Annotated in this window: 7 protein-coding genes and 3 rRNA genes; 9 read left to right on the top strand and 1 reads right to left on the bottom strand. The window is 64.0% G+C overall.

Translation table 11 applies throughout. The features are described from left to right. Positions 1–48 precede the first annotated feature (48 nt). Positions 49–2301, bottom strand: coding sequence for a transglycosylase domain-containing protein (locus BN3560_RS04220; RefSeq protein ID WP_096227124.1), 2253 nt, complete (start codon positions 2299–2301; stop codon positions 49–51). Between the two features lie 134 nt (positions 2302–2435). On the opposite strand from BN3560_RS04220, the gene BN3560_RS04215 reads away from it, so the two are divergent. The 9 genes from BN3560_RS04215 to BN3560_RS04175 all read left to right on the top strand — a co-directional run bounded on the left by BN3560_RS04215 (position 2436) and on the right by BN3560_RS04175 (position 14583). After that, positions 2436–4925, top strand: coding sequence for a U32 family peptidase (locus BN3560_RS04215; RefSeq protein WP_096227123.1), 2490 nt, complete (start codon positions 2436–2438; stop codon positions 4923–4925). A gap of 151 nt (positions 4926–5076) precedes the next feature. After that, complete coding sequence (gene tyrS, locus BN3560_RS04210) at positions 5077–6288, top strand: tyrosine--tRNA ligase (protein ID WP_096227122.1); 1212 nt, start codon at positions 5077–5079, stop codon at positions 6286–6288. Between the two features lie 153 nt (positions 6289–6441). Then, on the top strand, positions 6442–6933 hold the full coding sequence (locus tag BN3560_RS04205; RefSeq protein ID WP_096227121.1) for a hypothetical protein: 492 nt from the start codon (positions 6442–6444) through the stop codon (positions 6931–6933). 24 nt (positions 6934–6957) lie between these two features. Beyond that, complete coding sequence (locus BN3560_RS04200; protein ID WP_015538618.1) at positions 6958–7449, top strand: RNA polymerase sigma factor; 492 nt, start codon at positions 6958–6960, stop codon at positions 7447–7449. Next, positions 7446–8288 (top strand): anti-sigma-I factor RsgI family protein, encoded by an 843-nt coding sequence (locus tag BN3560_RS04195; protein ID WP_096227120.1) that lies wholly within the window; start codon positions 7446–7448, stop codon positions 8286–8288. Before BN3560_RS04200 ends, BN3560_RS04195 begins: the two co-directional genes overlap by 4 nt. 488 nt (positions 8289–8776) lie before the next feature. Next, positions 8777–10284, top strand: a 16S ribosomal RNA gene (locus BN3560_RS04190). 281 nt (positions 10285–10565) lie between these two features. Next, positions 10566–13530 (top strand): 23S ribosomal RNA (locus BN3560_RS04185). A gap of 112 nt (positions 13531–13642) precedes the next feature. Next, positions 13643–13757 (top strand): 5S ribosomal RNA (gene rrf / locus BN3560_RS04180). Together the 16S, 23S and 5S rRNA genes form the textbook arrangement of a ribosomal RNA operon. Positions 13758–13974: 217 nt before the next feature. Continuing rightward, positions 13975–14583: a hypothetical protein gene (locus BN3560_RS04175; RefSeq protein WP_096228577.1), complete on the top strand. Its 609-nt coding sequence runs from the start codon at positions 13975–13977 to the stop codon at positions 14581–14583. Positions 14584–14845 lie beyond the last annotated feature (262 nt).

Here is a 14845-nt window from a genome sequence, read left to right as displayed (position 1 = left end):
GTTCGCGGAAGGGGGTGTTCTCTATGCGGGAAAGGGCAAAACGTCGAATCATGTGCCGTCAGGCGGTGGATCGGGGCTTGGATCCAGGTTGGGAGGTGGCTCCGGGTCAGGGGTGGGCGTGGGATCTGGCGTGGGGGTTGGGTCAACCGGCTTCGGACCCTTCGACACCACGAGCACTATCTTGCCGTTCTGCACGCTCTGGTTGATGACGGTGCCCGCTGCAACGCTGCTCGAATACTCCTCGGTATAGGAGACGTCGTACCCGTTCAGCAGGGAGGCGGCATCGCTTAGGGAAAGCCCCACGGCAGCTGCCGCCTTGGCGGCAAGCTCCTTGTCCTTCTCTTCCTGCGTCTCCTTCGCGTACTTCTCCTTCTGCTCGGTGTTGAAGGCGTTCTTGTACTCGGGATCCTTCGTCTCGGGGAAGGGCACGACCTCCGTGCCCTCGAGGGCCCGCGACATGAAGTCCTGCCACAGGTCGTTGGCTTTGAGGTCCTCGTCGGTGGACTCGTAGTTGCGGTCGCCGATCCAGGCGGCGCACGACAGCTGCGGTGCGTACCCTACGAGCCAATGGTCGGTGAACTGCTGCCCGGTGCCCGTCTTGCCTGCCACGGGCTGGCCGTTGGACGGGCCCTGTCCGTAGGCCGTGCCTTCCGAGCTTTCAAAAACGGTGCGCAGCGTCTTCGTTACGGCGCCGGCGACTTCTTCGGATATCACCCGGGTCGGTTCGTTGCCGTCGGTCGCCGCATCGTATACGACCGTGCCGTCCTTGCCAATGATCTTGGTTATGGCCACGGGATCGTGCCTGACGCCGCCCGACGCGAACGTGGCATAGGCGCTTGCCATGTCGAGGGGGGTCGTGTTGTCGGTGCCGAGCGTGATGATCGGGTAGGGGTTAAAGTCGGCGGTGACTCCGAGCCGATGGGCCATGTCGATGGTGGCGGCAGGCGTGACTTTCTCCATCAGACGAAAATAGCCGGTGTTTGATGAAACCGCCGTGGCTCGCTGTATGGAGCGTATGCCGTAGTTTATGCGGCCGAAGTTCCAGAGGTCGTCGCCGTTGGAGAGCTTCAAAGGGTTGGTGCAATCGATGAGCGTGTTCGGGTTGATGCCCTGCTCGATGGCGGTTGCGAGGGTGAACGCTTTGAACGACGAGCCCGTCGGCCGACCGCCCTGGGTCGCTATGTTGAACTGGTCGGTGAAGTAGTCTTTGCCTCCCACGAGGGCCTTCACGTAGCCCGTAGAAGGCTCGATGGCAACCAAGGAAGACTCGAGCTCGTCGGCCATGCGGTCGTTCTGGGCCTCGCAGGCCGCCTCGGCCTTCTCCTGCAAGGCCGGGTCGAGCGACGTGTAGATGGTGTAGCCGCCCTCAAACAGGTCGGCGTAGGAGAGGCCGTAGGGATTGTCCTCGGCCGTCAACAGGTCGCGCACGTAGCTTGTGAAGTACGGGTAGGCGTAGATGCCTTGGGCTGGGGCGTTCGGGGCCAGCTTCAGATCCTCCTCCAGCGGTACCGCCTGGGCTGCATCGTGCTCCTCTTGGGTGATGTCGCCGGCCGTGAGCATGCGGTCGAGCACCACGTTGCGGCGCTCCTGGCAGGCCTCCGGGTTCTCCTTCGGGTTGAGGTACGTCGGCGACTGGGGGATGCCCACAAGGGCGGCAGCCTGCGACAGCGTCAGGTCGAGCGCCGACACTTGGAAGTAGTTCTGCGCCGCCGCCTCTATGCCGTAGCAGCCGTCGCCGTAGTTGATGGTGTTCAGGTACATGAGGAGTATCTCGTCTTTGGAGTACATCTTCTCCATGTCCACCGCCAGCTGCGCCTCGCGGATCTTGCGCTCGAACGAGATGTTGTTGGCCTCCTCGGACAGCACGGTGTTGCGCACGAGCTGCTGCGTGATGGTGGAGGCGCCCTCGAGCGCCCCGCCGCCCAGGTTGACGAGCACGGCGCGTGCGATGCCGGGAAGGTCCACGCCGGTATGCTCGTAGAAGCGCACGTCCTCGGTGTCCACCGTGCCCTTGAGCACGTAGGGGCTCACCTGGTCGGCCGAGGCGAGCGGGTCGCGCTTCTCAAGCTGGAACTCGGCCAGAAGCGTGCTCTGGTCGCCCGCGTACATCGTCGACTCCTGCGCGTAGTTGAACGCGTCGGTGCTCGACAGGCTGGGGAGGTCGCTCGTCCAATCGTCTATGACGTGAAGTACGCCCTGGACGCCTTGATACGCCACGAAGCAGAAAGCCGCTGCTGCGACAAGCAGGAGCCATTTCGCGGCATGGGTGCGCGTTTCGCGCTGTTTTCGCCGTATTTTCATGGTTCGACTATACTACCATACTGCCGTTGCCGAACCGTTACAACGCGGGCCGGCGCACAGAAAAGAGCATAAAGCGGCTGCTCGCACGCATAATGCACGTGCGGTCGCATGAGATACGCAGTTAGGAAGCAACTATGTCGAACCAGCAAGGCGCGGCGCTGCCGTCCGTGGAACTGCTTGCCCCGGCGGGGGGCGCAGAGGCGCTGCACGCGGCGGTGGCAGGTGGGGCGGATGCCGTCTACCTGGGATTGGACGCGTTCAACGCACGGCGCAACGCCGACAACTTCACGCTTGAGACCCTTGGCGAGGCCTGCGACTACGCGCATCTGCGCGGCGTGCGCGTGTACGTGACGCTGAACACCGCCATCCTGCCCTCGGAGGTCGACCGCGCCCTGGAGTGCGCGCGGCAGGCGTACCGGGCCGGCGCCGATGCCTTCATCGTGCAGGACGTGGGCGTGGCCGCCGAGCTCGCCCGGTCGCTTCCCCAGGCGCGCCTGCATATCTCCACGCAGATGAACACCCACAACGCAGCCGGCATCGAGGCGGCCGCCAAGCTGGGCGCGCGCCGCGTGACGCTCGCGCGCGAGCTGTCCCTGGCAGAAGTTGAGCACCTGGCCGGCGTTGCGTCCGGCCTCGGTCTGGAAGTCGAGGCGTTCGCCCACGGCGCCCTGTGCGTGTGCTATTCGGGCCAGTGCTTCATGTCCTCGATGATCGGCGGCCGCTCGGCGAACCGGGGCCTGTGCGCCCAGGCGTGCCGGCTTCCCTACGAGCTGCGCAACCGCGCACAGCGCAAGGAGCTGCCGTCGCCGGGCGAGCACCTGCTCTCGCCGCAGGATCTCTGCGCCATCGACCTCATGCCCGAGCTGGTGGCAGCCGGTGCCGCCTCGCTCAAGATAGAGGGGCGCATGAAGTCCGCCGACTACGTGTTCGCGGTGACGTCCGCCTACCGGGCGGTGCTCGACCGCGTGCTGGCCGCGCATGCGATGGGCGAGGCGGCGGAGAATGGCCCCGTGCGCGCCACCGGCGATGAGCGCCGCGCGCTCGAGGAGGCGTTCTCACGTGGATTCACCACGGCGTACCTGACAGGCCAACGCGGCAACGACATCATGAGCTACGGGCGCCCCAACAACCGCGGCGCCTTCGTGGGCCGCGTGGCCTACGCGCGCGACGGGGTGGCGGCCATCGCCGCCGAGGAGGAGCTGCACGAGGGCGACGTGCTGGAATTCTGGACGAACAAGGGTCGCTTCGCCCACACGCTCGGCCCTCTCGAGGCCGACAAGGCGGGCAACGTGTGCACGGCTCCGCAGCGGGCGGTGGGCAAGGGCGACCGCGTGTTCCGCGTGCGCAACGCCGCCACCGGCTTCGCCGACGACCCGTTGGCGCCGCGCGTGCGCGTGGTCGGTTCGGCGCGGCTGCGCATCGGCGAGCCGCTGCGCATCGAGTTTCGGCTCGCCGGCGCGGAGGCCGATGTCGCCGGCGCCATCGGCGTGGCGGAGGGCGACGTCGTGGAGGCGGCGCGTACGAAGGCCGTGGCCGCGACGGACGTCCGGGCGCATATCGACCGGCTCGGGCAGACGCCGTTCCAGCTCGACGCGCTCGATATCGACCTCGATGAGAACGTGGGCATCGGCTTCTCCCAGCTGCACCGCGTGCGCGCCGACGCGCTCGACAACCTAAGCGCGAGCCTGTTGGCCCCCTATCGCAACCGCGCTCTGCCGCGCGTGCAGGAGCGGCCCCGCCGGGTTCCGGCCGAGCGCCGGGGCTGCACGGTTGCCGCATGGGTGACGAACCCCGCCTGCGCGCGCGCCGCCAAGCGCGCCGGCGCCGATACGGTCTACGTTCCGGCCCTCAACTACAAGCGCGGCGAGGCGGTCATCGCCGGCCAGCGCACGGGCACGGCAGAGCAGGCCGGCTACCCGAAGCAGTGCGTCACGGCGCTGCCCGTGGTCGACCATGACCCGGTGGCCGGCACCCGCGAGGATCTGCTCGGCTTCGACCCCTGGCGCTACGTGAAGCCCGGGAAGCCCGTGCTCGCAGAGAGCCTGGGCGCGGTGCAGCGCGCCGCCGAGCTGGGCGCCGTCGTGGAGGCGGGCCCGCATCTGCCGCTTGTGAACCGCCTCTCGCTCGAAACGATGGCCGACTGGGGGGTCGAGCGCGTGTGGCTCTCGCCCGAGCTCACGCTCGGCCAGGTGGCCGACCTAGCCGAGAACGCGCCCGTCGCGCTCGGCCTGACCATCATGGGGGCGCAGGAGCTCATGGTGTGCGAGCACTGCCTGCTCATGAGCCAGGGACCGTGCAACGAGCGATGCGACGAGTGCGCGCGCCGCAAGAGCCCGCACTACCTCAAGGACCGCAAGGACTACGAGTTCCCCGTCGTCACCGATGCGCTGGGACGCAGCCACGTGTACAACGGCGTGGTGCTCGACGTGGCCCAGGTGGTCCCCGACCTCATTGCAACCGGCCTCTCGGGGCTCATGGTGGATGCCACGCTCATGAACGTCGAGGAGACGGCCGCCGCCGTGGCCCGCGCCGTCCGCGCCCGCGACGTGGCCCAGCGCGACGGCAATGCGCTCGCCAAGACTCCCGGCACCACCAGCGGCCACCTCTACCGAGGGGTTTCGTAAGGGGGAAGCACCACGATCAGGGGGTGACAGAGGGACGGGGATAATGTCACCCCCGCAAGCCGGCCCCGCAATCCCGGGCATGTGAAACGCCCCTTGTCGACCACCGATGTGCTAGAATCTCCAACACTATATATAGTAAGGAGAGAGATCGATGCTATCCGCTGAAGAACAACTGCACACCATCGCCTCCGGCGCGGCGCAGATCGTGCCGGAAAGCGCGCTGCTCGAGAAGCTCAAGCGCGGCAAGCCCCTCAACATCAAGCTGGGCGTGGACCCCACGGCACCCGACATCCACCTCGGGCATGCCGTGCCACTGCGGAAGCTCCGCCAGTTCCAGGATCTCGGCCATGGCGTCACGCTCATCATCGGCGACGGCACCGCGCTCATCGGCGACCCGTCGGGCCGTAACTCCACGCGCCCGCAGCTCACGTCAGAGCAGATCAAGGCCAACGCTCAAACCTATGTGGACCAAGCCTTCAAGATCCTCGATCCCGAGAAGACCACGCTGCGCTACAACTCCGAGTGGCTGCTGTCCCTCAACATGGAGGGCCTCTTGAAGCTGGCCAGCAACTTCACGGTGGCCCGCATCCTCGAGCGCGACGACTTCCACAACCGCTACACGTCGAACCAGTCCATCAGCCTGCACGAGTTCCTTTACCCGCTCATGCAGGCCTACGACTCGGTGGTCATCGAGGCCGACGTGGAGCTCGGCGGCACCGACCAGCTGTTCAACCTGCTGGCCGGCCGCGAGCTCATGGAGAAGATGGGCATGGAGCCGCAGGTGTGCCTGACGCTGCCCCTGCTCGAAGGCACCGACGGCGTACAGAAGATGTCCAAGAGCTACGGCAACTACATCGGCCTCACCGACGAGCCGGCCGACATGTTCGGCAAGGTCATGTCCATCCCCGACGAGCTCATGGTGAAGTACTACCGCCTGGCCTCCGCGCTGCCGGTGGGCGAGATCGACGAGATCGAGCGCGGCCTGGCAGCCGACGAGCTGCATCCCAACAAGGTGAAGCGCGCGCTGGCGCGCAACATCGTGGCGGCCTACTACGACGAGGCCGCGGCGCAGGCGGCCGAGGAGCAGTTCGACCTCGTGTTCAAGCAGCACGCCGTGCCCGACGACATCCCCGAGTTCGCGGCCGACCTCGCCCCCAACGACGAGGGCACCGTCTACCTGGCCAAGCTCCTCGCCGATGCGGGCCTGGCCGCCAGCGCCGGCGAGGCCCGGCGCCTCATCGACGGCGGCGGCGTGAAGGTGAACGGCGAGCCCGTTCCCGCCAAGTCCTACAACGTGGACCCGGCGATGCTGGCGGGTGCCACGCTCCAGGTAGGCAAGCGCAAGTTCGTGCGCCTGGTCTAGGAAATCTGCCGACGAAGGCCCGTTCCGCCCTTGGCGGGGCGGGCTTTTTCGCATCAAGGGAAAGAATTTGGAAAACGTTGCAAGGATTCGCCTCGCCCGCTCGTGTTAGCGGTGAAGGAAGAAGCGAACCGAACCAACCAGGAGGACCGAAGCATGAAGAAGAGAACCGTCGCCATCGCCCTTGTCGCGTTGCTGGCAGTTGCCGCCGTGCCCACCATCGCCTTCGCCAGCGCCCAGGGCGGCGCCACGACGACGGAGCCTGTCGTCGTGCGGGGGATTGCCGATTCGGCGCCGGCGGCGCAGAAGGCCGTCGAGGCGGCATCGACCGCCGCGCCCGCGTGTCCGGGCTATGTCGATGCCGATAACGATGGCGTTTGCGACAACTACGCAGCCGGCACGTGCGCGCAGGGCGGACACCATCGCGGCTATGTCGACGCCGACAACGACGGTGTCTGCGACAACTACGCCAGCGGCGCGTGCGCCGGTCAAGGCAACGGCTGTGGCCAGGGTGCCGGCTACGTCGATGCGGACGGCAACGGCACGTGCGACAACTACGAGGCAGGCACCTGCCCGGGCAACGGCGCCGGCCACGGTCACGGCCAGGGGGCCGGCGCGGGCCGCGGCCATCACGGCCGCGGCTGCTAGCGCCGTCGTCGCACCGGGCAGGGCATGAGGCCGCACGAGGACATAGAGCAGGCGATGGACGCTCACGGCTCCACGGTGTGGCGTGTGTGCGTCCTCTACTTTCGTGCTTCGGCCGATGCCCAGGATGCGTTCCAGGACACCATGGTCAAATACGCCCTTGCCGACACCGTCTCGTTCAACGACGACGAGCATCGCAAGGCCTGGCTCATTCGCGTGGCTGCCAACACCTGCAAGGACATGCTCAAGGCATCCAGCCGCGCGAACGTTCCCCTTGACGAAGGCGCCTGCGGCGACAAGCTCGTGTCCTGCGACGAGGCGATGCAGCCCGCATCGTTTTCGAGCGAGGTCGTGGACGCCCTGCGCGGACTGACCGACCCGCCGCGCACGCCCCTCTACCTTTCTCTCTATGAAGGCTACACCGCCCCGGAAATCGCGACGATGGTCGACGCGCCCGTCAACACCGTGTACTCGTGGATTGCACGTGGCAAGATGCTTCTGAAGGAGGCCCTCTCATGAACGATTTGGAGCAACGCGTTCGCGAGGCCTTCGATGAGGTGTCGCTTCCTCCCGAAGTGAGGGCGCGCACGCTTGCCGCCATCGACGATCTGGTACAGCCCAGGGAAGCTTTGCCTTCGAAGCCCCCTGCGCCGCGCATTGTGAAGTGGCGCCGTGCCGCCATCGCCCTTGCAGCGTGCTTGGCGCTGACGGCCGTGGGCCTCATAGGCTCCCGCCTGTACTTCGAGGAGACGGCATTCGTGGGCATCGATGTGAATCCGTCTATCGAGCTTGGCATCAACCGCTTTGACATCGTTGTCTCGGCGAAGGCCTACAACGAGGACGGCGAGGCTCTGCTCCGTGACGTATCGGTTACGGGAAAGCCCTACGACAGCGCCGTGGCAACGCTCACCTCGAGCACCGCCTTCGCGCCTTACCTGGAAAGCGATGCCTACATTGCGATAAGCGTGGCTTCCAACGATGCAGGCCAGTCCGACACGCTGCGCACGCAAAGCGACGCCTGCCTGCGCAGCCTGCCTTGCGAGGGCTCCTGTCATACGGTTGACGCGGAGACGCGCGCGGCCGCTTCGGCTGCCGGCATGGGTGCAGGCCGCTATCAGGCGGCACTCCGCCTGCTGGAGCTGGACAGCAGCTTGACGCTCGAAGACTGTGCCTCCATGAGCATGCATGAGCTGCGCAGCCGTATCGCCGCCCTCGAAGGCGGCGAGCCAGAGGGGGAGGGCGGCCAGCAAGGCGGCGCAGGCTGGGGATCCGGTCACGACGGCCCCTCTGGCAACGGCCACGGGCAGGGGGTAGGCCAGGGAAAGGGCGCTTCGGGCAAGGGTCACCACGCCGAATAAGCGCAAGTTTGAAGGATATGTGGCGCCATCCACGATAAGCTTGAAGCTTAATAGTGCTTCATCAGGCGTTTTACCAAAAGGTGTCGAAAAGTTTTCAAAAACTTGCATTTTCCCATTGCGTTGGTAATAGCTTACCGGTATTATACAAAACCCGCGCTTGAGGAGAGCGTGGGTCGTTCCTTCTGAAGAGAGCTTTTAGGAGCACGAAGATTGCGAGTCCGTTTCAACGGCATCTCGAAAATCTTCGAAAGTTCCTGAAAAAAGTCCTTGACAGGATGGCAACGGGAAGGTAAAGTATCTCCTTGCGCCGCTCGCCCGGAAGGGAGGCGGCGAGGCCCCCCGGAAGGGGAGGCGGGAACCTTGAAAACCGGATATTGCGAGATGAATCGAATCGAGAGATGCCCGCCAGGCGAGCCCAGCCCACCGAAGGGCCGGGGGAGCCGGCGAAAACCAAGATCGAACAGATGCGGCAGCGATGCCGCTCTCTTCAAACGGAGAGTTTGATCCTGGCTCAGGATGAACGCTGGCGGCGTGCCTAACACATGCAAGTCGAACGATTAAGGCGCCTTCGGGCGCGAATAGAGTGGCGAACGGGTGAGTAACACGTGACCAACCTGCCCCCCTCCCCGGGATAACGCGAGGAAACCCGCGCTAATACCGGATACTCCGCCCCTCCCGCATGGGAGGGGCGGGAAAGCCCCGACGGAGGGGGATGGGGTCGCGGCCCATTAGGTAGACGGCGGGGCAACGGCCCACCGTGCCTGCGATGGGTAGCCGGGTTGAGAGACCGACCGGCCACATTGGGACTGAGATACGGCCCAGACTCCTACGGGAGGCAGCAGTGGGGAATTTTGCGCAATGGGGGGAACCCTGACGCAGCAACGCCGCGTGCGGGACGAAGGCCTTCGGGTTGTAAACCGCTTTCAGCAGGGAAGAAGTTGACGGTACCTGCAGAAGAAGCCCCGGCTAACTACGTGCCAGCAGCCGCGGTAATACGTAGGGGGCGAGCGTTATCCGGATTCATTGGGCGTAAAGCGCGCGTAGGCGGCCCGTCAAGCGGAACCTCTAACCCGAGGGCTCAACCCCCGGCCGGGTTCCGAACTGGCAGGCTCGAGTCTGGTAGAGGAAGATGGAATTCCCGGTGTAGCGGTGGAATGCGCAGATATCGGGAAGAACACCGATGGCGAAGGCAGTCTTCTGGGCCGCGACTGACGCTGAGGCGCGAAAGCTGGGGGAGCGAACAGGATTAGATACCCTGGTAGTCCCAGCCGTAAACGATGGGCGCTAGGTGTGGGGGGATCATCCCTCCGTGCCGCAGCCAACGCATTAAGCGCCCCGCCTGGGGAGTACGGCCGCAAGGCTAAAACTCAAAGGAATTGACGGGGGCCCGCACAAGCAGCGGAGCATGTGGCTTAATTCGAAGCAACGCGAAGAACCTTACCAGGGCTTGACATGCTGGTGAAGCCGGGGAAACCCGGTGGCCGAGAGGAGCCAGCGCAGGTGGTGCATGGCTGTCGTCAGCTCGTGTCGTGAGATGTTGGGTTAAGTCCCGCAACGAGCGCAACCCCTGCCATATGTTGCCAGCATTCAGTTGGGGACTCATATGGGACTGCCGGCGTCAAGCCGGAGGAAGGTGGGGACGACGTCAAGTCATCATGCCCTTTATGCCCTGGGCTGCACACGTGCTACAATGGCCGGTACAACGGGCCGCGACCTGGCGACAGGAAGCGAATCCCTCAAAGCCGGCCCCAGTTCGGATCGGAGGCTGCAACCCGCCTCCGTGAAGTCGGAGTTGCTAGTAATCGCGGATCAGCATGCCGCGGTGAATACGTTCCCGGGCCTTGTACACACCGCCCGTCACACCACCCGAGTCGTCTGCACCCGAAGCCGCCGGCCGAACCCGCAAGGGGCGGAGGCGTCGAAGGTGTGGAGGGTAAGGGGGGTGAAGTCGTAACAAGGTAGCCGTACCGGAAGGTGCGGCTGGATCACCTCCTTTCTAGGGAGACACTGACGTGTCCGGACATGGTCGAGCTTCAGCTCCCATGGCCTGGAAGAAGATTTTAAAACCTATTGATTCAAGGGCCCTTTCGGTCGTCGCTCGCAATACCCGGTTTCGAGGGCTCCCGCCCTCGAGGCGCCCGAGGGCGCCCGCGCACCTTGACAGTTGCATAGCGAAAGCATCGATATAAATGAGAATCAATGATTAGCGATAGTCATATGATTCGCATCTGAACGATCGCGAACAAGAACGATATGGATACCTGAATTACCTTGTAGGAAGAAGATGTCAAGGGCGCACGGCGGATGCCTTGGCACAGGAAGCCGATGAAGGACGCGGCAAGCCGCGATAGTCTGCGGGGAGGGGCAAACACCCTTCGATCCGCAGGTTTCCGAATGGGGGAACCCGGCCGGGGTCATGCCCGGTCATCCCCGCCTGAATCAAATAGGGCGGGAGAAGGCAACCCGGGGAACTGAAACATCTAAGTACCCGGAGGAACAGAAATCAACCGAGATTGCGCGAGTAGCGGCGAGCGAAAGCGCACCAGCCCAAACCCATGCACGTGCAAGCTTGAGGGCGTTGCTGCATGCGGTGTTGTGGGACCTTCCCCTCCCAGGGCCTCAGACCTGGGACGGAGTTACAAAGCGTCGCGGTAGCGGAACGGCATGGAAAGGCCGGCCGCAGCGGGTAAGAGCCCCGTACGCGAAACCCCGACGCCTCCGAGGAAGGCACCCGAGTAGTGCCGGGCACGTGAAACCCGGTGCGAATCCGGGGGGACCACCCTCCAAGGCTGAATACTCTCCTGTGACCGATAGCGAACCAGTACCGTGAGGGAAAGGTGAAAAGCACCCCGAGAGGGGAGTGAAACAGTACCTGAAACCGTGCGCCTACAAGCAGTCGGAGCACTCCTGCAGTGTGACGGCGTGCCTTTTGTAGAATGAGCCAGCGAGTTGCGGTAAGCGGCGAGGTTAAGGTTGGAACCGAGCCGCAGTGAAAGCGAGCCTTTAAGATGGCGACAGAGTCGCTTGCCGCAGACGCGAAGCCGGGTGAGCTATCCATGGGCAGGCTGAAGCGGGGGTAAGACCCCGTGGAGGGCCGAACCCACTTCGGTTGAAAACGGAGGGGATGACCCGTGGATAGGGGTGAAAGGCCAATCAAACCCGGAGATATCTCGTTCTCCCCGAAATAGCTTTAGGGCTAGCCTCGGTCGTTCAGTCGCGGAGGTAGAGCACTGGATCTTCTAGGGGGCTTCACCGCCTACCGAAAAGAACCAAACTCCGAATACCGCGACTTAAGAGACCGGGAGTCAGAGCATGTGGGCTAAGCTGTGTGCTCGAGAGGGAAACAGCCCAGACCGCCCGCTAAGGTCCCCAAGTTCATGCTGAGTGGCAAAGGATGTGCGTTTGCCTAGACAACCAGGATGTTGGCTTAGAAGCAGCCATGCATTTAAAGAGTGCGTAACAGCTCACTGGTCAAGTGGACATGCGCCGACAATTCACGGGGCTAAGCATGACACCGAAGCGGCGGACTGATCTATCAGTGGTAGGGGAGCTTCCCATGGGGGGCGAAGCCGAGGGGCGACCCTCGGTGGACCGCATGGGAGTGAGAATGCTGGCATGAGTAACGAGAGAGGGGCGAGAAACCCCTCCGCCGTAAGCCTAAGGGTTCCTGGGCAAGGCTAATCCTCCCAGGGTCAGTCGGGAGCTAAGGCGAGGCCGGAAGGCGTAGCCGATGCACAACGGGTCGACATTCCCGTACCGCTGACGAGCGTTTGACCGACGGGGTGACGGAGAAGGGTAGCCGGGCGGGGTTCTGGACGTCCCCGTGAAAGCGCGTAGGGGGGCTCGCATGGAAATCAGCGAGCCACATGCCCCGAGACGCGAGACGAAGCCATCAGGCGAAGTCGGCGAGCCCATGCTTCCGAGAAAAACCTCTAGGGAGCTTTGTCGGCGCCCGTACCAAAACCGACACAGGTAGGCGGGTAGAACATACCGAGGCGATCGGGAGAACCATGGTTAAGGAACTCGGCATACTGGCTCCGTAACTTCGGGAGAAGGAGCGCCCTTCCCGGTGAAGGCCCTCGCGGCCGGAGCGGGGAGGGGCCGCAGCGAAACGGCCCAAGCGACTGTTTATCAAAAACACAGGACTCTGCCAAGCCGCAAGGCGACGTATAGGGTCTGACGCCTGCCCGGTGCCGGAAGGTTACGCGGATGGGTTAGCGGAAACGCGAAGCTCTGAAGCCAAGCCCCGGTAAACGGCGGCCGTAACTATAACGGTCCTAAGGTAGCGAAATTCCTTGTCGGGTAAGTTCCGACCTGCACGAATGGCGTAACGATTTGGGCGCTGTCTCAACCATGGACCCGGTGAAATTGTATTATTCGTGAAGATGCGAATTACCTGCGGAAGGACGGAAAGACCCCGTGAACCTTTACTGCAGCTTGACATTGGTCGTTGGCTCGGCGCGTAGAGGATAGGCAGGAGGCTTCGAAGCGGGGACGCCAGTTCCCGTGGAGCCGGCCTTGGAATACTGCCCTCGTCGTGTCGGCGACCTAACCCGTGGCCGTGATCCGGCACGGGGACCGTGTCAGGCGGGTAGTTTGACTGGGGCGGTCGCCTCCCAAAATGTAACGGAGGCGCGCAAAGGTCCGCTCAGGACGGTCGGCAACCGTCCCGAGAGCGCAAGAGTGCAAGCGGGCTTGACTGCGAGGGCCACAACCCGAGCAGGTGCGAAAGCAGGTTCTAGTGATCCGGCGGCCCAGAGTGGAATGGCCGTCGCTCAACGGATAAAAGGTACTCCGGGGATAACAGGCTGATCTTGCCCAAGAGTCCACATCGACGGCAAGGTTTGGCACCTCGATGTCGGCTCATCGCATCCTGGGGCTGAAGTCGGTCCCAAGGGTACGGCTGTTCGCCGTTTAAAGCGGTACGCGAGCTGGGTTCAGAACGTCGTGAGACAGTTCGGTCCCTATCCTCCGCAGGCGCAAGAAGATTGAGGAGATCTGCCCCTAGTACGAGAGGACCGGGGTGGACGGACCTCTGGTGGAGCGGTTGTCGACCAACGGCACCGCCGCCTAGCTACGTCCGGCACGGATAACCGCTGAAAGCATCTAAGTGGGAAGCCGCCTCCAAGATGAGTCTTCTCTTCGGTAAGGGCCCAGGTAGACCACCTGGTCGATAGGGCGCAGGTGCAAGCACGGCAACGTGCTCAGCCGAGCGCTACTAATAGCCCGAGCTCTTCTTCACAACAGGCAGGAACGTCCGCGTTCCGCGGTCCTCGATGCTGCGCTATGCGACCGCCAGGGTGGCGCGGTGCCGCCTGGGCGGGGCAGATTCTGCCCGCGGGAGCATCCCCCGCGAGCGCGACCATGGAGGCGGGGATCACCCGATCCCATTCCGAACTCGGAAGTTAAGCCCGCCATCGCCGAAAGTACTGCGGAGTCAGTCCGTGGGAGGATAGGGCGTCGCGCTCGCGGAGGATGCTTTTGCATTCTGCAGGCCCCCGGACCGACACGGCCCGGGGGGCCTGCTCGCGTTGGGGGGGGGGTCCTCTAGGGGGCGGGGGCTTGTTCGCGTTCCGGGTCGTGTTTATTCTGCGCGGGGGAGGCGGGGTTCGCCGGGGCGAGGGTATAATGAAATGCTAGGCATGGTGTTTGCGTGCTTTTGATAACGAGGATGGAGGAACGTCTGGTGAGCGACAAGGCGCAAGAGGCAGCGAAGGTGGCCGCATCCGCGATACGCGACGAGGCCAAGCTCGGCGAATTGACGGAGGCTCTGTCGGGAGGATCGCGACGCGCCCGTCAGAACGCCGCATCGGCTCTTGCCATCGTCGCCAAAGAGGCGCCCGAAATGCTCGTTCCCCATGGATCGGCGTTCGTCGATGCGCTTAACCGTCCCGAAGCGCAAACGCGCTGGGAATGCCTTGATATCCTTACCGCATTGGTGGATTGCGACTCGCGCACGTGCGACAAGGCCGTGCCGGGTGCCGAGGCTGCGTTGTTCGACGAGGAGAGCGGCCCGGTGCGCCTTGCCGCGATGCGCTTCCTATGCAAGCTGGGCGCCACGACGGAGAACCGTTCCGAGAAAGTCTGGCCGCTTGTCGACGAGGCCATACAATGCTGGCATGGCGACCTGGAGTTCCAAGACATGCTCGTGGCGGTGGTTGACTTCTCGGCCGGCAAGCTTGCTTTGCAGGTGAAGGAAGAGTTGCGGGATCGTATGAAGTTCGACGCGGAGAACGGCAAAGGGGCTCTCAAGCGCCGTGCTCAGCAGATCGTCGAGAACGTGCAGGCTGGCTAGCCTTTATCTTTCCTTATCTTCTAGCGGTTCTTAACCGCCGCTTTCCGCGTCTTCTCCGTTCCCCATGTAAGGGGTGACATCAGGAAAGCAGGGCGCGGTGTACTGCGCCACCCATCCAAGGGCTGGCAGTGGCGCGGAGATTATCGGTGCCATGCGCAGTGTGATAAGCTCATGGCGCAGAAGGCATATGACGCCGTCTTTGGCGGGCGAGTAAGAGAGGGAGGCGCGACGGGACGGGCGGGAGCCGGCCTTCGCGCGCGAG

This window comes from Gordonibacter urolithinfaciens (assembly GCF_900199375.1).
GTDB classification, from domain to species: Bacteria; Actinomycetota; Coriobacteriia; order Coriobacteriales; family Eggerthellaceae; genus Gordonibacter; species Gordonibacter urolithinfaciens.
The sequence above is the reverse complement of the archived record's forward strand: the minus strand, read 5'-3'. Positions and strand labels throughout refer to the sequence as shown.

Excerpts from the sequence above, each read along its gene's own strand:
- BN3560_RS04220 (WP_096227124.1), bottom strand. The coding sequence starts at position 2,301 with ATGAAAATACGGCGAAAACAGCGCGAAACGCGCACCCATGCCGCGAAA.
- BN3560_RS04215 (WP_096227123.1), top strand. The coding sequence starts at position 2,436 with ATGTCGAACCAGCAAGGCGCGGCGCTGCCGTCCGTGGAACTGCTTGCC.
- tyrS (WP_096227122.1), top strand. The coding sequence starts at position 5,077 with ATGCTATCCGCTGAAGAACAACTGCACACCATCGCCTCCGGCGCGGCG.
- BN3560_RS04205 (WP_096227121.1), top strand. The coding sequence starts at position 6,442 with ATGAAGAAGAGAACCGTCGCCATCGCCCTTGTCGCGTTGCTGGCAGTT.
- BN3560_RS04200 (WP_015538618.1), top strand. The coding sequence starts at position 6,958 with ATGAGGCCGCACGAGGACATAGAGCAGGCGATGGACGCTCACGGCTCC.
- BN3560_RS04195 (WP_096227120.1), top strand. The coding sequence starts at position 7,446 with ATGAACGATTTGGAGCAACGCGTTCGCGAGGCCTTCGATGAGGTGTCG.